Source organism: Thermus sp., assembly GCF_037444525.1.
GTDB lineage: Bacteria > Deinococcota > Deinococci > Deinococcales > Thermaceae > Thermus.
On sequence record NZ_JBBIMD010000001.1, the window covers coordinates 25042 to 49896 of the forward strand.

The following is a 24855-nucleotide window of genomic DNA, read 5'->3' on the forward strand; positions in this document are numbered from 1 at the left end:
CCAGCCGGGCACCCAATCCCCCTGGCAAGCCCCCCCACGGGGGGCTTAGACTTTTCCCATGACCCTAAGGCCCATAGAGGAAAGCCCGGAAAGCTTTCTGGAGCGGTTCTCCCAGCATCTGGAGGAGGTCTTCCTCTTCCCCGAGCCCTGGGGGAGCCCGCTTTTGGAGGTGAAAACCCCAGCGGGGGTGGTCTACGCCTTTGACCGGGGCACCCCTCCCGCCCCCTCGGGCCCGGTGATGGCCCTCCTCCACGGGGTGGCGGAGGCGGTGAGGCCCTGGGAGGGGGAGGCCTTCCTCCGCCGGGAAGGGCCCCGCTACTGCCTAGGGGGCAGGGCCACCCCCTTGGGGGAGGGGTTTTACCTCCTGGAGGCCGGAATCCAGGTGGTGGTCTACTGGGGGGGTCCCATGCCCCAAAGGGCCGAGGCCCGCCTTGCCCCGCCCCTCATGCTCTTCCGCTGATGCGCTGCGTCTGCGGACAGAAAAACCCGCCCGAGGCCCGCTTCTGCATGGCCTGCGGCCAGGCCTTGGGGGTTACCCTTCCGCAGGAGAGGCGCTGGGCGAGCGTGGTTTTCTTTGATCTGGTGAGCTCCACGCAAGGGTTCCAAAGGGGCCTCCGTCCGGCCTACGAGGCTATCCAGGGAGCCCTCACCCAAGCGGCCCAGACCGCCCGGGCCCACGGGGGGTACGTGCACGCCTTCCCGGGGGATGGGGTCCTGGCCCTCTTCGGCGCGCCCAGGGCGAGGGGCCTCGAGGCCCACCGGGCCCTGGAGGCCGCCCTCTCCATGGTCCAGGAAAGCCCTTGGCCCGCCCGGGCAGGGGTGGCCAGCGGGGAGGTGCTCTGGGTGCCCCTGGGAAATGGCCTGGCGGGGCGGCCCACAGCGGTGGGGCCGGTGGTGGCCTTGGCGGAGAGGCTTTCCAAGGCCGCCCCCACGGGCAGCGTCCTGGCAGACCCCCTTACCCTGGAGCTGGCCCCCGGGGCCAGGGCCCACCCCTTGGGGGAGGAGGACCTTCCAGGGGTGGGACCCTTCCCCCTTTTGGAGGTGAAGGGGGTGGAGCTCCACCTCACCCCGGAGGAGGAGGGCCTCCTGGAGGCCCTGGAGAGGGAACTCCGGAAAGGGGGGCGGGCCCTCCTCACGGGGCCTCCCGGAAGCGGAAAGAGCTTCCTCCTGGAGGCCTTTCTCCGGAAGAAGGCCTTGGGGATGGGCCTCCCGGTGGCGGTGCTGGAGCGGATGGGGCCGGAAACCCCCTTGCGGGAAAGCCTAAAACGGGCCGCGGAAACCCTCTTCGGAAGCCCAGAGGAACTCTTAAGGCGGCTCCCCACCCCCCTGGCCGAGGCCCTGGCCTACAGCCTCGGGCTCTCGGGACGCCCCCCCTGGCCCCGGGAAGAGCTGGAGGGCCGGATCCTACAGGCCTGGCGCGAGGCCCTCTCGGGGCTCGGCCCCCTCCTCCTGATCCTTAAAGACCTGCACGCCCCCGACCGCACCCTGGCCCGTTTCCTGGAAAACGCCCCCGAAACCCTCCTCCTCCTGGTGGAAAGCCGCCGGCCCCTCTGGACCCCCTACCTGGCCCTGGAAAGGACCCGACCGCCCCTCCCCTGGACCCTCCAGCCCGCCCTGGACGGCCTGCCCCACCGGGAGCGGAAGGCGCTTTTGGCCCTGGGGGTCCTGGGCCGGGCCACCTGGGAGCTTCTGGAGGAGCTCACGGGGCCCTTTGACGAGGGGCGCCTCGAGGCCGAAGGCCTCCTCCACCGCCAGGGGGCCTGGCTCCTTCCCCTGCCCGCGGTGCGGGAGGCAGCCCTTAGCCTGGTGCTGGAAGAGGAGGCAAGGGAGTGGCGCCTTAGGGCCGCCCAGCGCTTCCTGGTGAGGGGCGCCCACCTGCTAGGGGCCAGGCTCCTGGAAGAGGCCGGCGAGGGGGCCCAGGCGGCCCGGGTCTACCGGGCCCTGGCCCATGCCGCCTGGAACCTGGGGCACCCCGAGCGGGCCCTTTCCCTTTACGGGCGCGCCCTGCGGGTAGCCCCCGAGGCCCTGAGGCCTACCCTGGAGAGGGAAAAACAGGACGCCCAGGCCAGCCTGGGCCTGGGGGAGGAGGCCCAGGAGGGCCTTAGGGCCAAGGACCCTGCCCTGGAAGCCTACCGGAGGCTCCGTAAGGCCCCAAGCGCCCCCCTGCTCAAAGAACTCCTCCCCGCCCTAAGGCCCTACCCCCTGGAAGCCACCGAGGCCCGGCTTCTCCTCTCGGGCCTCCTCTGGCGGGGCTTCCAACCCCAGCTGGCCCTAAAGCACCTCCCGCCCCCTCACCCCCACCTTCCCCCTGCCCTGAAGGCGGAGGTGCAGGCCCTTCGGGCGGGCCTCCTCATGGACCTGGGGCGGCACGGGGAGGCGGAGCGGCTCCTCCGAACCCCTCCCCCCCCAGAGGAGCGGGAGGCCTGGGCCCGTTTCCAGGCCACCCGCCTTAGGCTCCTCCTGGAAACGGGCCGGCTGCACGAGGCCCTGGCCCTAGGGGAGGAAAGCTACCGGCAGGCCCCCCACCCCTGGCTGGCCGCGGTGCTCCTCGCCGCCTCCACCCTTAGGGGCCGCTTCCGGGAGGACCTCCTGGAGGAAGCCCGCACCCACCCTGACGGCCGGGCCCTGGCCGCCTTGGCCCGGGCCCTGGACCTCTGGCGGAAGGGCCTGGACCCCAGGCCCCTCCTGAAGGAGGCCCTGAAGGCCGGACGGGCCCTCCCCAACCCCTACGTCTACCACCTGGCCCTCTCCACCTTAAGCCTTTACCTCTGGACCCAAAGCCCCAAGAAGGCAAAGGCCCTTTCCCAATACCTCCTCTACCACACCCACAAGACGGGGTTTGCGGTGCACCTGGAGCTCGCCCGCCTCCTCCGGGCCCAGCTCCTTTTGGAGGAGGGGGAGGGGGTGGGGCACCTCCTGGGCTTCGCCCCAAGCCTCCCCTTCCTCCAGGCCTGGCGGGACCACCTCCTTCGCGCCTCCCAGGGCGGGGGGCACCCCAGGCTCCAGGGGTACGGTATCCTGGGGGAGTGGGTGCGCAGGCTATGGGGCGGTAGGGGGAATCCCGTATGGACGTGGCCCAGGCGGTAGAGGCCATCAAGGCCCGCCTCTCCCTCAAGGAGGTGGTGGGGCGGTACGTGGCCCTAAAGCCCGCGGGCAAGGGCCGCTGGAAGGGTCTTTGCCCCTTCCACCAGGAGAAGACCCCCTCCTTCTACGTGGACGAGGACAAAGGCCTCTTCCACTGCTTCGGGTGCAAGGCGGGGGGGGATCTCTTCGCCTTTGTAGAGCGCATGGAGGGCCTGGACTTCCGGGGGGCCCTGGAGCGCCTGGCGGAGGAGGCAGGGATCCCCCTCACCCCCCTGGGGGGCCATGGCCCCCGCAAGGAGCTTCTGGACCTCCTGAAGGCCGCCCAGGGCTACTTCCAGGAAAACCTCCGGGCCCATCCGGAGGCCTTGGCCTACCTCAAGGGCCGGGGGCTCTCCGAGGAGAGCATCGCCCGCTTTGGGCTGGGCTACGCCCCCCCCAAAGGGGACGGGATCCTCACCTTCCTGGTGCGGAAGGGCTTTAGCCCCGAGGAGGGGCTGAAAGCGGGGGTGCTGGCGGAGAGGGAAGGCCGCCCTTACGATCGCTTACGGAACCGCATCACCTTCCCCATCAAGGACGCCCTGGGGCGCATCGTGGCCTTCACGGGGAGGGCCTTGGGGGAGGAAGCCCCCAAGTACCTGAACACCCCCGAGACCCCCCTTTTCCGCAAACGGGAGGTCCTCTTCGCCTACCCCGAGGCCAGGGAGGCCATGCGGGCAAAGCGCCGGGCCCTCGTGGTGGAGGGGCTTTTTGACGCCATTGCCCTGCACCAGATGGGCTTTCCCGAGGCGGTGGCCGTCCTGGGTTCGGGGCTTTCCGAGGAGCAGGCGGGCCTTTTGAAGAAGGCCGAGGTCCTCGAGGTCTACCTGGCCTTTGATGCCGACGAGGCGGGCCAAAAGGCGGTCCTCCAAAGCTTGGACCTGGAGATGGCCCGGAGGTTTCTCTTCTTCGCCGTGCGCCTCCCAGCCAAGGACCCCGGGGAGCTCCTCCTTACCCCAAGCGGCCCCGCCCTCTTCCAGAAGGCCCTGGAAGAGGCCCTGCCCGAGGTGGAGTTCCGCTTCCAGGAGGCGACCAGGGGTTTGGACCTGAGCCGCCCCGAGGCCAAGCGGCAGGTGCTGGAACGTCTGGCCCCCAGGATGCTCTCCCCCGAGCCCTTTGACCCAGTGGCCGAGCGGCTTAAGGCGGTGGTCATCGGCGCCCTTGGCCTCAAGCCCAAGGCCCTGGAGGACTACCTCCAGGCCCTGGCCCGAAGGGGGAGGAAGGCAGCCCCACCCCCCGCCCCCCCTAAGCCCCTCCCCCAAAACCGGACCCTCCTCCTGGAGCTGGACATCATCGCCCTGGCCCTCTCCGTACCGGAGGAGCGCTTCGTGGAGACGGTGCGGTTCATTGCCGACCGGGTCTGGCCGCCGGAGGGCTCCCTCCTTGGGGAATTTTTGGAAAACGCCCGGAAGGACCCCCAGAGGGACCATCTCCGCCGGGTCCTGTCCCAGAAGGAGGCGGGGGGGCTCCTCTTTGAAAGGCTCCTCCTGGCCCCCACCTTGGAGGATCCCAAGCGGAAAGAGGTCCTGGAAAAAACCCTGGCCCGCCTGCGGGAGGCCTACTACACGGAAAGGCTGGAGGAGGTGAAGGCCCTCTTAAAGGAAACGGCCTCCACGGACCTCCTTAAGGAGTACCAGGAGCTCCGGGCGGCCATAGAGGCCGAGCGGCGGATCTACCGGGGCCCCTAGGCCCGCCCTGTGGCCTCCGCCAGGGCCAAGAGGCGCGCCCCGTGGGCCTCGGTGAGGGCCCCTGGGGTAAGGCGCCAGGCCCAGTTGCCCGAAGGGCGCCCCGGATAGTTCATCCGGGCCTCAGAGCCCAGGGCCAGGACATCCTGCACGGGAAAAACCGCCAAACGGGCCACGGACTTCATCCCGAGGGCCATGAGGGCCCAGGGCACCTCCTCCTCCTTCTCAAAACCCAGGCCCCACTCCGCAAGGTACTGGGCCAGGAAAGCCCGCTCGTGGGGGGTGGCGGTGCGGTACCAGCCTAGGATGGTGTCGTTGTCGTGGGTGCCGGTGTAGACCACCACCCGGCCGTGAGAGGGGTAGTTATGGGGGAGGAAGGGATTCTCCCGCCCCCCGTCAAAGGCAAACTGCAGGACCTTCATCCCGGGAAGGCCAAACCGGTCCCTCAAGGCCTCCACCTCGGGGGTGATGACCCCTAGGTCCTCCGCCAGGATGGGCACCCGGCCGAAAACCTCTTCTATGCGGGCGAAAAGCTTCTCCCCCGGGGCCTTCACCCACCGCCCCTCCACCGCGGTGGGCGAGCTTGCGGGAACCTCCCAGTAGGCCTCAAACCCCCGGAAGTGGTCTATGCGCACCAGGTGGAAAAGCTCCAGGGCCTTCCTGAGCCTTTCTATCCAGAAGGAAAACCCCTCCTGCTCCAAAACCTCCCAGCGGTAAAGGGGGTTGCCCCAGCGCTGGCCCGTCTCCGAGAAGTAGTCCGGGGGCACCCCGGCCACCACCGTGGGCCGGCCCTCCTCGTCCAGGTGGAACCACTCGGGGTGGGCCCAGACCTCCGCGGAGTCCTCGGCCACGAAGATGGGCATGTCCCCGATGAGCTCCACCCCCAAGGCCTCCGCCTCCCGCTTCAGGGCGCCCCACTGGCGGAAGAAGAGCCACTGGGTCCAGGCGTGGAAGTCCACCTCCTCGGCAAGCTCCGCTTCCGCCTTCCTCAGCGCGGCCTCCTCCCTATGGCGCAAGGGGCGGGGCCAGGCGTTCCAGGGAAGCCCCCCGTGGTGGGCCTTCAGGGCCATGAAGAGGGCGTAGTCCCGAAGCCAAGCCCCTTCCCGCTCCCTATAGGCCTCAAAGTCCTCCCGCTCCGGCCTCGAGGCCCTCTCCAAAAAGCCCCGGAAGGCCGCCCTCAGCGCGGGCCACTTCCAGCGGTAAAGGAGGCCATAGTCCACCCGCCCCTCGGGAAAGCCGGGGTCCACAAGGCGGAGGTAGCCCGCCCCCTCCAGGGGCCTCAGGTCAATGAGGTAGGGGTTCCCCGCGAAGGCGCTGAAGGACTGGTAGGGGGAGTCCCCATAGCCCGTGGGGCCCAAGGGGAGGACCTGCCAAAATCGCCCGCCAAAGCGGCGGAGGAAGCGGAGAAACCCCCTGGCCTCCTCCCCCAGCACCCCCACCCCGTAGGGGCCGGGGAGGCTGGTGGGGTGGAGGAGGAGACCGTAGGCGCGTGGAAGCTCCATGCCTCGAGTCTAGCCCGGGGGTGGAAGCCTTTCCAGCCCCTCCGCATGGGGCCCTCATCCCACCTCGTTCCCCTGGTCGTCGTAGGTGTAAAACCCCCGGCCCGTCTTGCGGCCCAAAAGCCCCGCCTGCACCATGCGGCGGAGGAGGGGGGAGGGGCGGTACTTGTCGTCCCCGAAGCCCCGGTGGAGGACCTCCATGATGGCGAGACAGGTGTCCAGGCCGATGAAGTCCGCAAGCTCCAGGGGCCCCATGGGGTGGTTCATGCCCAGGCGCATCACCCCGTCAATGGCCTCCTTGGTGGCCACCCCCTCCCGCAGGGCCTCTATGGCCTCGTTGATCATGGGCATGAGGAGGCGGTTGGAGACGAAGCCCGGGTAGTCCTGGACCTCCAGAGGGGTCTTCCCCATGCGCTTCGCCACCTCCACCACCCGGTCCCGGGTGGCCTCGGCGGTGAGGGCCCCCCGGATCACCTCCACCAGGGGCATGAGGGGGACGGGGTTGAAGAAGTGCATGCCGATGAAGCGCTCCGGGGCCCCCGAGTAGCGGGCCAGGGCGGTGATGGGGATGGAGCTGGTGTTGCTGGCCAGGATGGCCTCCCCCTTGGCCAAGGCCCCAAGCCTTTCCCAAAGGGCCCGCTTGGCCTCCTCGTCCTCCACGATGGCCTCCACGATGAGGTCCGCCTCTCCCAGGTCCTCCAGGCGAAGCCCGGTGCGGATGCGGCCCAAGGTGGCCTCGAGGTCCTCCTGGGCGATCCGCCCCTTTTCCAAAAACTTGCCCAAGGAGCGGCGGATGGCGGAGAGAGCCCTTTCCAGGGCGCTTTCCGACACGTCCACCAGGACCACCTGGTACCCCGCCTGAGCCGCCACCTGGGCGATGCCCGAACCCATCTGGCCCGCACCCACCACGCCCACCGTGCGGATTTCCATACCAACCTCCCGAGGAGATTCTACGCTACCGGCGGAGGTTCACCAGGAGAACGCCCAGAAGGGCCAAAGCGCCCCCCAAAAGGCTCAAGGGGGAAGGCACCTCCTTAAGCCAAACCCAGGCGATGAGGATGGCCAGAAGGGGGGAGAGGTAGAGGAAGGAGGAAAGCCGGGCTGCGCCCGTGAGGGAAAGGGCGTAGGTCCAGGTGAGGTAAGCCAAGGCCCCGGGGAAGATCCCAAGGTAGACCGCGCTGTAGAGGGCCTCCCTCGGCGCCCGCGCCAAGGCCTCGGGAAGCCCCGGCAGGAAGGCGAGAAGGGGCAAGGTGCCGAGGAGGAGGGTGTAGACCGTCATCTCCCAGGCGGTGTAGCGGGCGAAGAGGGGCTTTTGCAGGACAAAATAAAAGGCGGTGGAAAGGGCGGAAAGGAGCACCAGAAAAGCCCCCGGGCTCACCCGCACCCCGCCCCCCTCCCCGAAGGCGATGAGGGTCGCACCCAGGAAGGCCAGGCCCATCCCCAAAAGGCCCCTTTGCCCCAGGCGCTCCCCCAGGAGGAGGTGGGCGAGGAAGGCGGTGAACAGGGGCCCCGAGGCGATGAGTAGGCTTGCCGCCCCCGCGGTGACCGTCTTTTCCCCGTAGACCAAGGCGGTGTGGTAGAGGGTGATGCCCAGGAGGCCCAGGAGGAAAAGCCGGGGAAGGTCCCGGAAGCGGGGCGGGCGCACCTTGAGAAAGGGGGCAAGGAGGAGGAGAAGCCCCCCCGCCACCAGGAAGCGGAGGAGGACCAAATGGCCGGCCTCGAGGCCCCTAAGCCCGGCCCGGATGGCGGCGAAGGCGCTGGCCCAGAAGAGGATGGTGACGAGGGCGGCGAGGAGGGCCCTAGGCCTCATGGGGAAGGAGGAGCTGGTAGAAGCCCTGGCGCAGGAAGCTCCGCTCCAAGAGGGCGTTCACCTCCCTGGCCGTGACCTTGAGGAGGCGGGCCTTGGCCTCCTCCAGGGAAAGGGGGTAGCCGGTGTAGAGGTACTCCAGGCCCAGGTGGAAAAGCCGCCCCATAGGGGTCTCCCCGGCGAAGACCAAGCCCGTGGCCAGGGGGGTCTTGGCCCTTTCCACCTCCTCCTCCCCCACCCCTTCCCGTTCCAGGCAGGTGAGGGTCTCCTCCAGGGCCTCGAGGACCGCCCCCTTGTGGGCGGGGTCCGCCTGGACGTAGGCGTGGAAGAACCCGGCCCGGTCCCCCTCCTCGTGGGCGAAGGCCGCCACCTCCGCCAACCCCCGGTCCACCAGGGCAAAGTGGAGCCGCCCCGAGCCCTCCTCCCCCAGGAGGTAGGCCAGGACCTGGGCGGCAAAGCGGGCCTCCTCCTGGTAGGCGAACCCCGGAAAGAGGCCCACCAGGTAGAGCTGACTGGCCTTCTCGTAGGGCTTTTCCTCCAGGCCCACCCGGGGGGTTAGGGGGGGGTAGGCCCTCTCCGCCTCCCCCTGGTAAAAGCCCTCGGTGAAGGCCTCGGCCTGGGAGAGGAGGGCCTCAAAGTCCACCCGCCCCGTGGCGAAAAGGGCCATGTTCCCCGTGCGGTAGCGGCGCTGGTGGTAGCGGGCCATGGCGGAAGGGGTGAGGGCACGGATGGTCTCGGGCGTCCCCAGGACGCTTTGGCCCAAAGGGTGGTCCCCGAAGAAGCCCTTCCGGGCCCACTCGTAGGCCACGTACCCCGGACGGTCCTGGTAGCGGGCGATCTCCTCCAGGATCACCCGCCTTTCCACCTCAAAGTCCTCCGGACGGAGGGCAGGGCGCAGGAGGCTGGAGAAGAGGGCGAGGAGGGAAAGACCGTGCTCGGGGAGCACCGCCCCGTAGTACACCGTGGCCTCCTCGGAGGTGAAGGCGTTGTACTGGGCACCCAGGCGGTCAAAGGCCAGGTTCACGGAAAGGGCATCCATCCCCTCGGGACCCTTGAAGACCATGTGCTCCAGGAAGTGGCTTACCCCGTTCTCCTCCGGCCTTTCGTCCCGGGCCCCCGTCTTCACAAAGTAGCCCAGGGCCACGCTTCGGGCCTCGGGGAGGACCTCCGCCACCACCTTGAGGCCGCTTTTGAGCTCGGCTTCACGAAACATCATCCACCTCCCCTAAAAGCCCCACCCAAGGGTCGCGGTAGGGGTGGGCCTCCAGGTGGGCGTTCACCCCCTCCAGGGTGAGGGCCTCCAAGGCCCCCTCGATCTCCTCAAGGGGGCGGACCCGGCCCAAGGTGAAGAGGTCCCGGGCCATGGAGGCCACCCGGCTGCGTACAGACTCGTCCGAAAGGACCAGGGCAGTCTTCAGGCCCACCTTGGCCCGCCAGAACTCGTCCTCGGTGATCCCCTCGGAAAGCCTTTCCACCTCCTCCCTCAAGACCTTAAGGGTCTCCCCCGCCCGCTCGGGGGTGGTACCCGCGTAGGCCATGAGGAGGCCTTGGCCCTTGACCCCAGCGGGGAAGGCGGAGACCGCGTAGACCAAGCCCCTTTTCTCCCGCACCTCGGTGAAGAGGCGGCTCGCCATCCCTCCGGAGAGGGCCTCGAGGGCGAGCCTCGCCGCGTAGAACCCCACGTCCTCCGGGCCCACGTCCTTGTAGGCCAGGCCGATCTGCACCTGGGCCGTGGGGCGCCGGAGGACCACCCACCCGGGCTCGGAAAGCTCAGGGGTGGGGTAGCCCACCCCTTCCCCCCGCCAGGCCCGGAGGGGTTCTAGGGCCTCCTCCAGCCGCCCCCAGTCCACGCCTCCGGCCACGGCCAGGATGGCCCCCTTGGGGGTGTAGCGGCGGGCGAAGTCCGCCCGCAGGGCCTCCGGCGTGGCGCTTTGGATGGCCTCCTCCTCCCCCAAGGGGTCCCGCCCGTGGGGGGAACGGAAAACCCTCTCCCTAAGCTCGGAGAAGAGCTTCCTTGCGGGTTGGTCCTCCTGGGCCCTTAAGGCCTGGAGGGCCACGCTCTTCACCGCGGGGAGGTCCTCCGCCCGAAGCCAGGGCTCGGTGAGGAGAAGGGCATAAAGGCGGAAGACCTCCTCCAGGACCTCGGGGAGAAAAGCGGCGCTAAAGGCAGTGTACTCCAGCCCCGCCCCGCTTCCCCGCCGCACTCCTAGGGTGTCCAAGGCCTTCGCCAGCCCTTCCGCGTCCAGCCCCCCGGCCCCCTTCCAAACCCACCCCTCCAGGAGGGTGCTCGCCCCCCCGAAGGGCTCGTTCACCGCCCCCGCGGGCAGGAGGAGCTGGAAGGCCACCCCGGGGTAGTCCCGCTCCTCTAAGGCCACGAGGAGCCCGTTTTCCAAGCGCTCCACCCGGCTCACAGGCCTAAGGGTATCATGAAGACCGTGACGGAAGGGGAGCTCAAGGCCAGGCTCCGCAAGCCCCTCCTCCTAGAGCTTAAGGACGGGGCCAGGGACCAGGTGGTCCTGGGGGGCCTCGAGGCCCTGGTGGAGAACCTGGCCCGGCCCTTCCCCGAGATCCAGGCCCTCTTCCGGGGCTATGGGGAAAAGCCCCCGGAGGAGCGGCGGAAGGTATTGGAAAGGGCGTTGGCCCTCCTGGAAGACGGGGCGGAGGCCCGGGAAGAGCCCCCCACGAGGCCCAGCGGCCGGCTGGCCCCGGAGGACCCCGCCCACCTCCTCTCCCCCCCCCAAAGCCGGAAAAAGCTTTCCGAACTGGGCCTAAGGACGGTGCGGGATGTCCTCCTCTACTTCCCCCGCCGCTACGAGGACCGAAGGGCCCTCCCCGGGGTGCGCTACCTGGAGGACGGCGAGAAGGCCACCCTAAACGTCAAGGTCCTGTCCAAGGAGCTGGTCAAGACCCCCAAGAAGGGGATGACCCTGGTCCAGGTGCGGGCGGTGGACGCCTGGGGATGGCGGCTCACCCTGGTCTGGTTCAACCAGGCCTGGGTCCTGGGGCAGATAGAGGAGGGCGCAAACCTCATCGTCACCGGGAGGGTCAGGCGGCAAGGGGGGGTCCAGCTCTACGTGGAGCACTTTGAGGACGGGGGCACCGAGTCCCTCTCCACGGGCCGCATCGTCCCCATCTACCCCGCCAAGGAAAGGATAGGGCAGGCCTTCCTCCGGCGCACCGTCCACCGTGCCCTGGAGGCCGCCCTTCCCCTGGAGGACCCCCTCCTGGCCTACCGGGAGGCGTTTGGCCTGATGGACTTCAGCAAGGCCCTCAAGGCCATCCACTTCCCCGAGGACGAGAAGGCCCTTGCCCGGGCCCTTCTCCGCCTCAAGTTTGACGAGTACCTCCTCCTGGAGCTGAAAGCCCTCCTGGAGGCCGGGGGGCTGGTCCTGGGCCGGGCCTTCCGGGTGGAGGAGGCCTGGGTGGAAGCCTTCAGAAAGGCCCTCCCCTTCCCCCTCACCCGGGCCCAGGAGCAGGTCATGGGGGAGATTGCCAAGGACATGCAAAGCCCCCGCCAGATGACCCGCCTCCTCCAGGGGGACGTGGGCTCGGGGAAGACGGTGGTGGCGGCCTTCGCCCTCTTCCTCGCCGCCAAGAACGGGGCCCAAGGGGCCCTCATGGCCCCCACGGAGATCCTGGCCCGGCAGCACTACGAGAACCTCCTCCGCTACCTCTTTCCCCTGGGGATCCAGGTGGAGCTCCTTCTGGGCTCCATGGGAAAGCGGGAAAGGCGGGGGGCGCTGGCCAGGCTGGAAAGCGGCGAGGCCCAGGTGGCGGTGGGGACCCACGCCCTCATCCAGGAGGAGGTGGGGTTTCGGGACCTGGGCCTTGCGGTGGTGGACGAGGAGCACCGCTTCGGGGTCCTGCAGCGCCGGGCCCTTCTCAAGATGGCCAAGCTCCCCCCGGACGTCCTGGTCATGTCCGCCACCCCCATCCCCCGCTCCCTGGCCCTCACCCTCTACGGGGACCTGGAGGTGAGCGTCCTGGATGAGATGCCCCCGGGAAGGAAGCCGGTGAAGACCAAGGTCCTCCCCCACGCCTTCCGCCTCCAGGCCTACGCCTTCGCCCGGGAGGAGATCAAAAAGGGGCACCAGGTCTTCGTGGTGGCCCCGGCCATAGAGGAGTCCGAGGCCCTGGAGCTCAAGGCGGCCACGGCCCTCTACGAGGAGCTTAAAGGCCTCCTCCCTGAGGCCAAAATCGCCCTCCTCCATGGCCGCATGCCCGCCCGGGAAAAGGAGGAGGTGATGGAAGCCTTTAGGCAGGGGGCCTTTGACCTCCTGGTCTCCACCACGGTCATAGAGGTGGGGGTGGACATCCCTAGGGCCAGCCTCATCATCGTGGAGAACGCCGAGCGCTTTGGCCTCGCCCAACTCCACCAGCTTAGGGGCCGGGTGGGGCGGGGGGGCCTCGGGGGCTACGCCCTCTTCATCGCCGGGGAGGCCAGCCGGAAGACCCTCAAGCGCCTCAAGGTGCTGGAGGCCTCCACCGACGGCTTCTACATCGCGGAGATGGACCTGAAGCTTAGGGGCCCGGGGGAGCTCAGGGGCACGCGCCAGTCGGGTTATCCCGAGCTCCGCCTTGGGGACCTGGCGGAGGACACCGAGATCATAGAGAAGGCCCGGGCCCTAGCCCGGGGCATCCTGGAGGAAGACCCCACCCTTTCCAAGCCGGAACACCAGGCCCTAAGGCGGGAGCTCCAGGCCCAGGCGGAGCGCATCGGCTTCCGCGAGGTGATATGAAGGCCCTCCCCCACCCCCACCTCCCGGCCTTCGCCTCGGAGGGAGCGGAGCTCCGGGCGGAAAACTTACGGGGCTACCTCCTGGACCTGCGGGCGGCCTACACCGCCTACGCCCCCCTGCCCCCGGTCACCCTCTACGTGCTCTCGGAAGGGGACTGGCGGGCCCACCTCCCCTACCCCTACGGCCTCCCCTTCCAGCGGTCGGAAGGGGAGCGCCTAAGCCTCTTCGCCCCCGCCCGCTACCCTGAAAGGCTCCTCCACCGCCTAAGGGCCCTCCTCCTCACTTTAGGTCCCCCTCCGGGGGAGATCCCCTTCTTCCTAGACCTCACCCTGGGCCACGAGTACGCCCACGCGGTCCAGGTGGCCTTTAAGCTCCGCACGGGGGCCCGCTGGCTGGACGAGTTCTTGGCCAACTACCTGTTCCTCCTAGCCCTGGAAAGGGCCCAGCCCGACCTAAAGGAACCCTTCCTGGCCTGGACCCGGTACCTGGCGGCCTTGGAACCCAAAGAGCGGCGCCTTTCCGCCTACGAACGGAAGCGGGGGAACCTGGAAGCCGCGCTATGGTTCCAGGCCCACTTCACCCTAAAGGCGGAAGCCCTCCTCAAGGCCCAGGGGGACAAGCCCTTGAGAAAGTTCCTGGAGGCGGCCCCCCTGGACCGGAAGAAGGGGCACCGCCTCCTCCTGGAACTAGACCCCGGCCTCCGGGACTGGTTCACCACCTTCAGGAAGGTCTAGGGCCGAACCCTAGGGGGCACCTTCCCTTCCGCAAGGGCCCGCAGCCAGTTCAAGAAGGTGGCCTCCCCCACCTTGAGGGTATAGAGCTCAGGCCGGGGCAGGATGCAGTGCTGGGACCCCGGGGCCAGGAAGGAGGTGTAGTTGGTGGCCTGGGCGGGCAGGGTCACCGCCTGGAGGGCCTTCTCCGCCCATGCCTGGGCCGTGGCCTCGGAAGGGGTCCTCTCCCCTTTCATGAGGCCATAGAAGAAGATCTGGGTCCCGTCCAGGGCCGTGGTGTACTGGGCCATGGCCGCCTTGGGGTAGGCTCGGGCCAAGGCGGCGTAGATCTCCGCCACTTGGGGCCTGGGAGGAAGGCCAGGGAGGTCGGGGTAACGGGGGTTCCAGACCCTAAAGCCCGGGAAGTCCTCCGTGGCCACCCCCACCCCCGCATCCCCACAGAGGGCCACCTGGGCGTTCTTGTAAGTGGCAAATACCTTGTCCGCCCAGAACACCGCCCCGTAGGCCCCGGCGCTGCACCCGGTGACGAAAACCCGCTCCGCCCCTGGGTAGTTCCGGAAAAGGTACTCCAGCGCCGCCAAGGCGTTCCTGGCCCCCTGGTGGTGGACCCTAAAGCCCCCGTAGTCCACCGTGGCCTGGCCCACGTGCAGGTCCCCCGTGCAGTAGGGGACGAAGATGTGGGTCCAGCCGAAGAAAGGGTTGGCCACGCTCATGCGGTTGTAGATGCCCTGGGCCAGGAGGAGCTCCTGGGGGTCCACCTTCTTGCGGTAGGTTTGGCTTTCCGGGCCGCAGGTGGGCGTGTCCCAGCAGGCCCCGCCCCCCTGAAAGTCCAGGACCACCCGCTTGGGGTCCCCGGGGCTCACGTAAAACTTGTAGGGGGAACCGTCGGCGCACACCCCGCCCGGAACCTGGACCTCCTGCCAGAAGGGGCCTAGGCCCTGGGCCAAGGCCATAGCCAGGAGGAGAAAAAGCCCGATAAGGCGCCTCATTGTTTACCTCCCACCTAAAGTGTAGGGGATTCGCTGGACTAGGTCAAGAAAGCCCCCCACCGAAGCAAAGGCTTCGGTGGGGGGCCGAGAACGCTAGAAAACCGCTTTGCGCAGGATATCCGTCACAGAAACGATGCCGAGAATCGCCCCCTGGATCACCGGGGCCCGGCGGATGCCGGTGTTGGCGAAGAGGCGGGCCACGTATTCCACCCCCAGGTCGGGGTTCACGGTAATGACGGGCTTGGTCATGATCTCGTGGACCTGGACTGTGGAGGGGTCCTTACCGTAGGCGATGACCTTGTAGACGATGTCCGTTTCGGTGACGATGCCGTAGGCATCCTCCTCGCTTCGGCGCTCCACAATGAGGGCCCTGAGGCCCGTTTCCTTCATGAGGTTGATGGCCTCCTTTACCGTGGCCGAGCCCTGGATCCGCACCACCTCGGTGGTCATGATGTCCTTGGCCTTCTTCACGGCACACCTCCTAGCCCAGGAAGATGGTGGGAGTATCGGATGTTCTTAAGATATACCCTTGGTTGTCTTCTCGGATAGAGGCAAATGTCCCTTCCGGCAACCCTAAGGGAAAACCCCGGCCCCTAAAGGCCGGGGGATACCTTTAGGGCTCCGCCCAGGAAAGCCTCGGCGGAGCACCTGTCAGAGGCCAGCCCCGATCTCCAGGGCCGGGTTGGGCCGGCCGCCCTCCTCGGCCTCCCGGGCCTCAATCTTGCCCTTGATGCGCTTTAGGCGGAAGGTGTCCTCCCTTTCCCTTTGCTCCAGGACCTGCTGGATGAAGCGGATCTGGCCGCGGATGCCGGGGATGACCACCTGCTCCAGGGCGTTCACCCGCCGGGTGGTCTTCTTGATCTCCTCCCCGAGCTTTTTGAGGCGGGTTTCCGTGTTGGCCACCCGGACCAGGGCCTGGGCGTAGCGCAGGAAGGCCCGCTGGGCCTCGAGGACCTGGGCCGGGGTGGCCGGGGAAAGCCCCCCCTTGGGGAAGGCCACCTCGAGCCGGGGCACCCGGCTCCCCCAGACGTTCTCCACCTCCGCCTCCACCCCCTTAAGGGGCGGCACCCCTAGGGCGGCCGCGGCCACGGCCTCCGGCCCCGCAAAGGCCTGGGCCAGGAGAAGGGCGCTATAGGCCTCCTTGGCCGCCTCGTTCAGGGCCTTCCGGGCCTCCAGGGCCTCCCGCACCAGGCCGAAGAACTCGGCCACCAGGGCGTCCCGCTTCTTCTTGAGGAGGTCCACCCCCTTCTGGGCCAGGCGGAGCTGCCCCCGCCTTTGCAGAAGGTTCATCCGGGTGGGGCTCACCTGGCTCATGCCGCCTCCTTAGAGGGTCGTGCCCCAGATCTCTTCCAGCTTCTGGCCGTAGTACTTGCCGATGTGGTCCTTGGAGATGCGCTTGAGCTCACCTTGGGGCAGCATGGAGAGGAGGGCCCAGGCGATCTGGAGGCTCTCCTCAATGGAGCGGTTCTGCTGGCCCTGGTTGATGAAGAACTTCTCAAAGGCGTCGGCAAACTGGAGGTAGCGGCGGTCGTTCTCCGTGAGGGCGTCCTCGCCGATGATGGCCACCAGCTTGCGGATGTCCACCCCGTTGGCGTAGGCGGAGTAGAGCTGGTCGGAGACCTGCTTATGGTCCTCCCGGGTCTTGCCCTTGCCCACCCCGTTGTTCATGAGCCGGGAAAGGGAGGGGAGGGGGTCAATGGGGGGATAGATGCCCTTGCGGTGGAGCTCCCGGGAGAGCTGGATCTGGCCCTCGGTGATGTAACCCGTGAGGTCGGGGATGGGGTGGGTGCGGTCGTCGTCGGGCATGGAGAGGATAGGGATCTGGGTCACGCTCCCCTTCTTCCCCTCCACCACCCCTGCCCGCTCGTAGATGGTGGCCAGGTCGGTGTACATGTAGCCCGGGTAGCCCCGGCGCCCGGGGATCTCCTCACGGCTCGCCCCGATCTCCCGTAGGGCCTCGCAGTAGTTGGTCATGTCCGTGAGGATGACCAGCACGTGGTAGTCGTGCTCAAAGGCCAGGTACTCCGCCACGGTGAGGGCCATGCGGGGGGTGAGGATGCGCTCAATGGTGGGGTCGTCGGCCTTGTTCAGGAAAAGGACGGAGCGGGAAAGGGCCCCCGTGCGCTCAAACTCCTGGATGAAGTAAGAGAGCTCCCGCTGAGTGATGCCCATGGCGGCGAAGACCACTGCGAAGGGCTCCTCCTTCTCCCCTTCCCCGGAGAGGTCGGGGCGGACGGTGGCCTGGCGGGCGATCTGGGCGGCGATCTCGTTGGCGGGAAGGCCCGAGCCCGAGAAGATGGGGAGCTTCTGCCCCCGCACCAGGGTGTTCATCACGTCAATGGTGGAGATGCCAGTCTGGATGAACTCCTCGGGCTTCCTACGGGCCACGGGGTTCAGGGGCAGGCCCACGATGGGCAGGCGCTTTTCCGGGGTAATGGGGGGCAGGCCGTCAATGGGCTTGCCGATGCCATTGAAGCGCCGGCCCAGCATCTCCTTGGAAACCCCAAGCCGGGCCACGTCCTCCACCAGGCTCACGCTGGTGGTGGCCAGGTCCAGCCCCGTGGTCTCCTCGAAGACCTGGATGACCGCGTACTCCTCGGAGACCTCGATGACCTGCCCGCCGCGGATGCGGCCGGAGCCGTCCTTGATGTCCACAATGGCCCCGTAGGCCAGGTCCTTGGCGTTCTCCACGAAGAGGAGCGGCCCGGAGATGTAGGTGATGCCAGTGTATTCCTTCTTCAAGAGGTCCATCTTCCCTCCCTTAGGCCAGGGCCTTAAAGGCGCCCTCAATCTCCTGCAGGGTCTCCTCCAGATAGGCGGGGAAGGCCTCCTCCGTGACGTAGCGGGCGCGGCCAATACGCTCCACCACGGGAAGCCCCAGGATTTCGTCAATGGAAACCCCGCGCCGGATGGCCGTCTCCGCCTCCTTGTAGAAGGCCAGGATCATCCTCATGATGCCGTAGGCCTTGGGCATGGAGCAGTAGGCGTCCACCTCGTGGTAGGCGTTTTGCTGGAGGAAGTCCTCGCGGATGATGCGGCCCACCTCAATGATGAGCCTTTCCGCGTCCTGGAGGGCATCGGGCCCCACCAGCTGGACGATCTCCTGGAGGCCGGCCTCCCGCTGCAGGAGCTCGGAGATGGTGTCCCGGAGCTCAGGGTAGTCGGGGGCCACGTTCTCCCGGTACCAGGGGTCCAGGGCGGGGGTGAAGAGGCTATAGGAGCCATTCCAGTTGATAGCGGGGAAGTGGCGGCGGAAGGCCAAGGAAGCGTCCAGTCGCCAGAAGGCCCCCACGATGCGCAGGGTGGACTGGGTCACGGGCTCGGACATGTCGCCGCCCGGCGGGGAGACCGCGCCCACGATGGTCACCGCCCCCTCCTCGCCCCCCAGGGTGATGACCTTGCCCGAGCGCTCGTAGAAGGCCGCAAGGCGGGCCGCGAGGTAAGGGGGGTAGCCCTCCTCCGCAGGCATCTCCTCGAGGCGGCTAGAGATCTCCCGCAAGGCCTCCGCCCAGCGGCTGGTGGAGTCGGCCATGAGGGCCACGGAGAAGCCCTGGTCGCGGAAGTACTCCGCGATGGTCACCCCCACGTAGATGCTGGCCTCGCGGGCGGCCACGGGCATGTTGGAGGTGTTGGCGATGAGCACGGTGCGGTGCATGAGGGGCCCGCCGGTCTTGGGGTCGGTGAGCTCGGGGAACTCCACGAGGACGTCCGTCATCTCGTTCCCCCGCTCCCCGCAGCCCACATAGACCACCACGTCGGCGTTGGACCACTTGGCCAGGGACTGCTGGGTCACAGTCTTGCCGCTCCCAAAGGGCCCTGGGATGGCCGCCGTCCCCCCCATGGCCACGGGGAAGAGGACGTCCAGGATGCGCATGCCCGTGAGGAAGGGGGTGTTGGGGTCAAGCTTCCGCTGCACGGGGCGGGCACGCCGCACGGGCCAGGTGTGGTACATCTTGAGCTCCGTGCCGTCCTCCAGGACCACCACCGGCTCCTCCACGGTGTACTCACCCGCGGGCTTCACCTCTTTCACCCGGCCCTTCACGTCCGGGGGCACCAGGATCTTGTGGGTGAAGGCGAACTCGGGCACAGTGCCGAGAACCATGCCCCCCCGCACCTCATCCCAGGGCTTGACCCTAGGGGTCCAGGCCCACTTGCGCTCGCGGTCCAGGGCATACACCACCACGCCCCGGCTAATGTAGATGCCGGTCTTCTCCCGGATCCGCTCCAGAGGGCGCTGGATGCCGTCGTAGATGCCGTTCAGCATCCCGGGGCCGAGCTCCACCGCCAGGGGGAGCCCCGTGGATACCACGGGCTCACCCACCTTGAGGCCCGAGGTGTCCTCGTAGACCTGGACGAAGGCGGTGTCCCCGTCCAGGCGGATGATCTCCCCCACCAGACCCTCGTGCCCCACCTTGCAGATGTCGTACATCCGGGCCCCGGTCATGCCCTTGGCGATGACGGCCGGGCCCGCAATCTTCTGGATGACACCCTGGATCATCTTCCCTCCATTCTAAAGCTTGATGTCAAAGCCGATGGTCTCGCGCACCAAAGCCCGCATGTAGGCCTCCACGTCGGGGTTCTGGAAGGCCTCCTTGAGCCCTGCAATGGGCAGGAGCACAGGCAGGTCCCGCCCCCGCATGAGCCTCTCCACCGCCTTTTCTGGTTCGGGAAGGAGGCTTCCGTCCACGGCCACCAGGGCGTAGTCCTTGCCCTGGACGAGCTCCGCAAGGCGGGCCCTCGCCTCCTCCGGGGTGGAGGCCCCATAGGCCTCGAGGCCCGCTAGGCGGAACCCTTGGGCGGTCTCGGGATGGGCGATCACCGCGATCTTCACGGGCAGGTCACCTCCTCCTCCACCTGGGCCCGGGGCAGGCCATAGTAGGCCTTACGGGCGATGAGCCTTAGGCGCTGGCCCTCCCACTCCCGCTCCTTCACGTAGGCCAGGGCCAGCCCCGCCCCCAAGGGGTCATTCAGACCCTTTCTGGCCTCCTTTAAGAGGATGCAGCGCAGGCGGCGGGCCACCTCCTTAAGGTCCCGCGCCCCCGCCAAGGGGGCAAGGGGGGTGCCGGATAACTCGTCCAGCACAGCGTAGTCCCCCTCCAGGAGGCGGGTGAAAGCCACCCGGTCTAAAAAGCGCCCACCCCGGATGAAGATCTCCTCTGGGGAAACGCTTTCCCCCTGGAACTTGAAAGCGTTTTGGATGTTCTCCGCGTCCACCTCCAGGGCCAGATAGTCCCTCAAGAGGGGCTGGTCCAAGCCCTTGGCCCCCTTGGCCAGCTCCTCGTAGAAGCGCTTGGCCAGGAGGGCCTCGAGGCGGGCCGGGTCCTGGGTCTCCCGCAGGGCCTGCCTAAGGGCCCGGGCCAAGGGGTGGCCGGGCACGGCGAGGAGCTGGGCCAGGCCGGCTGCGTCCTGGGCCTCGTAGAGGAGGGGCCAGAGGCCCTCTTTAAGGGTCCCCGGCAGGAGGGCCACCTCCTCCAGGGGGCGGCCCGTGGCCTTGGCCCGAAGAACGGCCAGGAGGTTAGTGAGGTCGTTTTTCAAAAGGAGGAGCCGCACCGCCTCCCGGGCCTCCCCCGTGACCAGTCGGAAAAGGTCCCCCACCAGCCGGGCCTGAGCCCTTTCCACCGCCCGGTCCACGTCCCCTAGGGCCTGGCCTGCCAGGTCCTGGCCGTAGGGGGTTTCGGAGAGGAGGCGGAGAAAATCGGGGAATGGTAGGTCCAGGGCCTCCTGGAAGAAGCTCTCCTTCAAGAGGCCCGCCCGCCGGGCCCGGATCCGCGCGTTGAGGTAAGCGAAATCGTCCGCCATGGCCTTAGCCCCAAAGGACCTGGGCCACCTTGGCCGAAAGGGCATCCCAGGCCCGCGCAAGACGGGAGAGGACCGAGTTCTCCACCTGGGTCTTCCCTCCCCGGCCCACCGCCCGCACCCCGAGGCGCAAGGCAGGGTCGGGACGGAGGGCTAGGCCCCGCGCCTTGGCCAGGTCCTCCAGGTGGGGCAGATCCTCCGGGTGGGCCAAGAGGGCCTCGGGCTCGGGCAGGGCGGAAAGGGCCTCCTCGGCAAGCCGCTTCAGGATATCGGGCCAGCGGGGGTCCTTGGGAAGGGCAAGGAGGGTCTCCTCCACCCGGGCCCGCACCCCCTCCAGCACCTCCCCCTTGGCCTGGGCCCGGGCGGTGGCAAGGAGGAGCTCCCCAGCGCTTTCCGCCCGCTTGAGGGCGGTTTGGAAGGCGGCCCTTACCGCCTTCTCCTTGGCGCCCACCAGGGCCTCGGCCTTGGCCCTGGCCTCGGCCAGAAGGCCCTCCGCCTCCCTCTTCGCCCCCTCGAGGACGGCGCGGACCTCCGCCTCCACCTCTTGGCTCAGGATGGCTTCCAGCTTAGACATTCACCCTCCTTTGGGGAAAAGGGCCCCACCCCAAGGAGGGCAGGGCCCAGAAAGGGCTTAGAGCTTGCCGTTCAGGATGAAGGCGATGAGGAGACCGAAGATCACCAGGGTCTCGGGCAGGAGGAGGAAGATAAGGGCGGTACCGAAGTTGCCCCGGTCCTCCGCAATGGCCCCCACGCCCGCGGCCCCGATGCGGGCCTGGGCCACGCCCGTGCCCAAAGCGGCCAGGCCCACCGCCAACCCCATGCCCACGGCGATGAGGCCCCGGTCCAGACCCCCGGAGGCCGCCACCTCCTCCGCCGCCAAGGCCAACGCGCCGAACACCGTCAGGAAAAGAACCGCCAGTAGCTTCTTCATCGTTTTCCCTCCCTACTGCGTCTCGCGGACGCTTTTGAACGGCCGGTATGGCCTGCCGTTCTCCTCGTAGAACCCGAACTTGGTAAAGAACTCCACCCAGATCAAACGGATGGGCTGAAGCATGTGCCCCAAGGTGGTGAGGAGGAGGATGAGAAGGTGGAGCACCCCCGCCACCCCAATGCCCAAAAGGGCCCCCAGAAGCCCAAGCCTATCCGCCAGGGCAAAGCCCACGTCCGTGAGGAGCCCAGCCAGGATGCCCCCCGCAGCCCCCACGGCGTAGATACGGATGTGGGAAAGGATGTGCCCCGCTTGGGTGAAGATCTCCGGAATCATGAGCCAGAGGCGGCTCATGAGGACGGAAAGCAAGAACACGCCAAAGCCAAGGTACATGAGAAGGCTGAGCCAGCCCGCCTGGAGGTTCCCCAGGTAGGAGGCCGCCAGGGCGAGGATCCCGGTAAGCCCCCCCAAATACCCCACCCCCTCCCAGAAGTGGGCCATGTGGTGGTGCTTGAGGCCCAGGTAGGCCCTAAGGAGGAGGCCATAGAAGACCATGACCACCCCAAAGGCCACGGAAAGGAGGATAAGGAGGTTGGCCGTTTCGGCGGTATTGATGCGGTGAATGAGGATAGGGATGAGGCCCGGGTGCTCGGGGGTACCGAAGACCCCCAGGTGCTCCAGGAAGGTCCCGAAGAACTCCCCGTAGACCAGGCCCCAGACCACGGTCCAGAAGACCATCCAGTTCAGGATGTAGACCAGCTTGCGGATGACCTCGGGCTTGAGCTTCAGGGCGAAGAGGTCAATGGCCAAGGTCTCATTCCGCTTGGCGTAGCCGGAAAGCCAGCGCCCGAGGAGGAGGAAGAGGAGGGCGTAGCCGATGTCCCCCACGATCATCCCGAACCAGAAGGGGAAGAAGATGGGGACCACCGGGGTGGGGTCCAGGGTGCCGTACTTGGGGGTGTTGAGGAAGGAAACCAAAAGCTCAAAGGGCTTGGCCCAAGGAGGGTTGTCCAGGGCCACGGGGACGCGGTCCGCCTCGTGGTGCTCGTCCACCGGCTCAAAGGCGTAGACCACCTCCTCCTTGTGGCGGGCCAGGGCCTCCTCCACCCGGGCCTTGGCCTTCGCGGGCACGTAACCCAAGAGGGCAAAGCCGTACCGCCCCGAGGCCAACTCCTCCAGGGCCTTGAGGCGGGCCACCTCGTCCTTGGCCCGGGTCCAGAGGCTCCGCAGGGTGGAAAGGGCCTCCCCCGCCAGCTTGAAGAGGGCCTGGCGCACCTCGGAAAGCTCCTTGGGGGCCTTTTCCGAGCGCTCCCTGAGGAGGCGGGCCGCTTCGGAGAGGGAAAGCTCGCTGAAGCGCCCGGGAAGCTTCAGTTCCGCGAGGCCAGCACGGGAAAGGGCAGCCTTGGCTGCCTCCACCTCTTTACGGTGGACCACAAGCAAGGCGGCAAGGCCCTTGCCGTAGGGCTCATGGACCAGGAGATAGCGGTCCTCCAGGGTCTTCCTCAGGGCCTCCTCCACCAGGGGAAGCTCCTTCTCCGCAAGGAGGAAGGGGAGGACCCGGAGGAAGGGGCTCTTGTCCAGGCCCTGGGCCATGGAGGAAAGCTTCTCCAGGGGCTCCAGGTAGGTGGCGGCCAGGGCGATCTCCTCCTCCAGCTCCTGCTTCTGGCGGGTAAGCCCCTCCGCGTGGGCCTGGATGGGCTTTAGGGCCTTCTCCGCCTCGGGAAGCCCCTCGGGAAAGGGCCGGGCGGGCTCGGGCTCCTGGCCAAGGAGGGCCAGGGTGTGCTCCGCCCCCGCGGCCACACCCTCCCAGCGCCTAAGCTCCTCCCTTTCCTCGGGGGAGAGGCGGTACTCGGAAAGGGCCTTGGTCCGCAAGGTTTCCAGGTGGACCACCCCCGCCTGCTGGAGGCTTTGGAGAAGGACCCTGGACCTGGACCTGGGCCCGGCCAGGACCAGCTTCTCCATGGGGGCGATCACGGAAGGACCTCCTTTAAGACCAGCTCCACCGCAGCCTGGAGCTTGGCCTGTACGGCCTCCTTCACCTTCCTGGCCTCCTCCTCCGCCCGCTGGCGGTAGGCCACCAGGATGGCCTCCACCTCCTTGGCCTCCCTGGCCCGGTACTCCTCCTCCAGGGCCTTGGCCTTGGCCTCTGCTTCCTGGAGGAGGGCTTGGGCCTCCTCCTGGGCCCGCTTCACCATGGCCTCCGCCTCCTTCTTTGCTCCCTCGAGGCGGGCCAGGAGCTCATGCTCCTTCTCCGCTAGGCTTTTGATAAGTCCCAGGCCTGCCATCGCCCCTCCCTTGTGAAAAGATGCGCAAAATGCGCCTGCCGGCTATATTACCGGCTCCTTTGGGGCCTGTCAACGGGCCATCCATCAAGCCCCGACTAAGTATACTTGCCGGATGAGGATTCTGGTCAACGAGCGGGGCGCGGAGAGGCTTTTGGGCCGCCACCTTTGGGTGTTCCGCCGGGATGTGCTCTCGGGCCCCAGCGAGCCTGGGCTTTTCCCCGTCTACTTCGGGCGGCGCTTCTTGGCCCTGGCCCTTTACAACCCCCAAAGCGACCTCGCGGTGCGGGCCTACCGGTTTGGGGAGGGGGAGCCGGAGGAGGCCCTTCTGGAAAACCTCAAGCGGGCCCTGGCCCGGCGGGAGAAGACCCTGGAGGAAGAGCCCGAAGGAGGGTTCCGCCTGGCCCACGCGGAGGGGGACTTCCTGCCCGGGCTGGTGGTGGACAGCTACGCCGGCCACCTGGTCCTCCAGGCCACGGCCTACGCCTGGGAGGGGCTCCTTCCCCGGGTGGTGGAGGTCCTAAGGCCCTACGCCAAAAGCCTCCTGGCCAAGAACGACGCCCCCGTCAGGACCCTGGAGGGGCTTCCCCTCTACACCCGCCCCCTCCTGGGGGCGGTGCCCCCTAGGGTGGAGGTCAAGGAGGGGGGGATCCGCTACCTGGTGGACCTTTTTGAGGGGCAGAAGACGGGGGCCTTTCTGGACCAGCGGGACAACCGCATCCTCATGGAGCGCTTCCGGGGAGAAAGGGCCCTGGACGTCTTCAGCTACATGGGGGGGTTCGCCCTGCACCTGGCCCTGGGGTTCAAGGAGGTGGTGGCGGTGGATAGCTCCGAGGCCGCCTTGAAGCGGGCGGAAGAAAACGCCCAGTTGAATGGACTCTCCCTGAAAACGGTGGAGGCCAACGCCTTTGACCTCCTAAGGGCCCTGGAAAGGGAGGGGGAGCGGTTTGATCTCGTGGTCCTGGACCCCCCGGCCTTCGCCAAGGGGAGGAAGGACGTGGAGCGGGCCTACCGGGCCTACAAGGAGGTGAACCTGAGGGCCATGCGCCTTCTCAAGGAGGGGGGAATCCTGGCCACGGCCAGCTGCAGCCACCACCTCACCGAGCCCCTCTTCTACGAGATGCTAAAGGACGCAGCCCAGGACGCCCGTCGGGCCTTCCGCGTGCTGGAAAAGCGCGGCCAGGGGTGGGACCACCTGGTCCTCCTCAACCACCCGGAAACCCACTACCTGAAGTTTGCCCTACTCCAAATGGCCTAAGGGAAATGAGGGGTAGACTGG

Annotated in this window: 22 protein-coding genes; 6 read left to right on the forward strand and 16 right to left on the reverse strand. The window is 67.8% G+C overall.

What is annotated here, in order from left to right; all coding sequences use genetic code 11:
* Positions 1-58: 58 nt before the first annotated feature.
* Genes WKI94_RS00115 through dnaG form a run of 3 tightly spaced genes read left to right on the forward strand, consistent with a single transcriptional unit; the run spans position 59 to position 4808 of the window.
* Positions 59-460 (forward strand): hypothetical protein, encoded by a 402-nt coding sequence (locus WKI94_RS00115; RefSeq protein ID WP_337843739.1) that lies wholly within the window; start codon positions 59-61, stop codon positions 458-460.
* On the forward strand, positions 460-3087 hold the full coding sequence (locus WKI94_RS00120; protein WP_337843740.1) for an AAA family ATPase: 2628 nt from the start codon (positions 460-462) through the stop codon (positions 3085-3087). Before WKI94_RS00115 ends, WKI94_RS00120 begins: the two co-directional genes overlap by 1 nt.
* Positions 3066-4808: a DNA primase gene (gene dnaG / locus WKI94_RS00125; RefSeq protein ID WP_337843741.1), complete on the forward strand. Its 1743-nt coding sequence runs from the start codon at positions 3066-3068 to the stop codon at positions 4806-4808. Before WKI94_RS00120 ends, dnaG begins: the two co-directional genes overlap by 22 nt.
* On the opposite strand, the gene malQ is transcribed toward dnaG, so the two are convergent.
* From malQ to WKI94_RS00150, 5 genes are read right to left on the reverse strand one after another with little or no spacing between them, the layout of a single operon-like run.
* Complete coding sequence (gene malQ, locus WKI94_RS00130; protein ID WP_337843742.1) at positions 4805-6307, reverse strand: 4-alpha-glucanotransferase; 1503 nt, start codon at positions 6305-6307, stop codon at positions 4805-4807. The genes dnaG and malQ overlap by 4 nt on opposite strands.
* A gap of 54 nt (positions 6308-6361) precedes the next feature.
* Positions 6362-7234, reverse strand: a complete 873-nt coding sequence (locus WKI94_RS00135; protein ID WP_337843743.1) for a 3-hydroxybutyryl-CoA dehydrogenase — start codon at positions 7232-7234, stop codon at positions 6362-6364.
* A 25-nt stretch (positions 7235-7259) separates the two neighbouring features.
* Complete coding sequence (locus WKI94_RS00140; protein WP_337843744.1) at positions 7260-8114, reverse strand: DMT family transporter; 855 nt, start codon at positions 8112-8114, stop codon at positions 7260-7262.
* A complete protein-coding gene (locus tag WKI94_RS00145) occupies positions 8104-9324 on the reverse strand; it encodes a pitrilysin family protein (protein ID WP_337843745.1) in 1221 nt (406 codons plus the stop codon). Before WKI94_RS00145 ends, WKI94_RS00140 begins: the two co-directional genes overlap by 11 nt.
* A complete protein-coding gene (locus WKI94_RS00150; RefSeq protein WP_337843746.1) occupies positions 9314-10522 on the reverse strand; it encodes a pitrilysin family protein in 1209 nt (402 codons plus the stop codon). Before WKI94_RS00150 ends, WKI94_RS00145 begins: the two co-directional genes overlap by 11 nt.
* Positions 10523-10537: 15 nt before the next feature.
* Here WKI94_RS00150 and recG point away from each other — a divergent pair, with 15 nt between their 5' ends.
* Together recG and WKI94_RS00160 are read left to right on the forward strand one after the other, a co-directional pair.
* Positions 10538-12850: an ATP-dependent DNA helicase RecG gene (gene recG / locus WKI94_RS00155; protein WP_337843747.1), complete on the forward strand. Its 2313-nt coding sequence runs from the start codon at positions 10538-10540 to the stop codon at positions 12848-12850.
* Positions 12847-13584, forward strand: a complete 738-nt coding sequence (locus WKI94_RS00160) for a hypothetical protein (RefSeq protein ID WP_337843748.1) — start codon at positions 12847-12849, stop codon at positions 13582-13584. The genes recG and WKI94_RS00160 overlap by 4 nt, the downstream gene beginning before the upstream one ends.
* Here WKI94_RS00160 and WKI94_RS00165 read toward each other — a convergent pair.
* The 11 genes from WKI94_RS00165 to WKI94_RS00215 form a co-directional block, all read right to left on the reverse strand.
* Positions 13581-14570: a pectin acetylesterase-family hydrolase gene (locus tag WKI94_RS00165; protein WP_337843749.1), complete on the reverse strand. Its 990-nt coding sequence runs from the start codon at positions 14568-14570 to the stop codon at positions 13581-13583. The genes WKI94_RS00160 and WKI94_RS00165 overlap by 4 nt on opposite strands.
* A gap of 93 nt (positions 14571-14663) precedes the next feature.
* Complete coding sequence (locus tag WKI94_RS00170; protein WP_337843750.1) at positions 14664-15041, reverse strand: CBS domain-containing protein; 378 nt, start codon at positions 15039-15041, stop codon at positions 14664-14666.
* A gap of 180 nt (positions 15042-15221) precedes the next feature.
* A complete protein-coding gene (atpD, locus tag WKI94_RS00175; RefSeq protein ID WP_337843751.1) occupies positions 15222-15884 on the reverse strand; it encodes a V-type ATP synthase subunit D in 663 nt (220 codons plus the stop codon).
* A 9-nt stretch (positions 15885-15893) separates the two neighbouring features.
* On the reverse strand, positions 15894-17321 hold the full coding sequence (locus WKI94_RS00180; protein WP_337843752.1) for a V-type ATP synthase subunit B: 1428 nt from the start codon (positions 17319-17321) through the stop codon (positions 15894-15896).
* A 10-nt stretch (positions 17322-17331) separates the two neighbouring features.
* Positions 17332-19068, reverse strand: coding sequence for a V-type ATP synthase subunit A (locus tag WKI94_RS00185; protein ID WP_337843753.1), 1737 nt, complete (start codon positions 19066-19068; stop codon positions 17332-17334).
* 12 nt (positions 19069-19080) lie between these two features.
* The gene (locus WKI94_RS00190) at positions 19081-19395 is read right to left on the reverse strand and encodes a V-type ATP synthase subunit F (protein ID WP_337843783.1); all 315 of its coding nucleotides are present in this window, start codon (positions 19393-19395) and stop codon (positions 19081-19083) included.
* A gap of 2 nt (positions 19396-19397) precedes the next feature.
* On the reverse strand, positions 19398-20369 hold the full coding sequence (locus tag WKI94_RS00195) for a V-type ATPase subunit (protein ID WP_337843754.1): 972 nt from the start codon (positions 20367-20369) through the stop codon (positions 19398-19400).
* Between the two features lie 4 nt (positions 20370-20373).
* The gene (locus WKI94_RS00200; protein ID WP_337843755.1) at positions 20374-20940 is read right to left on the reverse strand and encodes a V-type ATP synthase subunit E; all 567 of its coding nucleotides are present in this window, start codon (positions 20938-20940) and stop codon (positions 20374-20376) included.
* A gap of 57 nt (positions 20941-20997) precedes the next feature.
* Positions 20998-21297, reverse strand: a complete 300-nt coding sequence (locus WKI94_RS00205; RefSeq protein ID WP_337843757.1) for a F0F1 ATP synthase subunit C — start codon at positions 21295-21297, stop codon at positions 20998-21000.
* 12 nt (positions 21298-21309) lie between these two features.
* Positions 21310-23268, reverse strand: coding sequence for a V-type ATPase 116kDa subunit family protein (locus tag WKI94_RS00210; RefSeq protein ID WP_337843758.1), 1959 nt, complete (start codon positions 23266-23268; stop codon positions 21310-21312).
* Positions 23265-23579, reverse strand: a complete 315-nt coding sequence (locus WKI94_RS00215; protein WP_337843759.1) for a V-type ATPase subunit subunit G family protein — start codon at positions 23577-23579, stop codon at positions 23265-23267. The genes WKI94_RS00210 and WKI94_RS00215 overlap by 4 nt, the downstream gene beginning before the upstream one ends.
* Before the next feature lie 112 nt (positions 23580-23691).
* On the opposite strand from WKI94_RS00215, the gene WKI94_RS00220 reads away from it, so the two are divergent.
* The gene (locus WKI94_RS00220) at positions 23692-24834 is read left to right on the forward strand and encodes a class I SAM-dependent rRNA methyltransferase (RefSeq protein WP_337843760.1); all 1143 of its coding nucleotides are present in this window, start codon (positions 23692-23694) and stop codon (positions 24832-24834) included.
* The last annotated feature ends 21 nt before the right edge of the window (positions 24835-24855 follow it).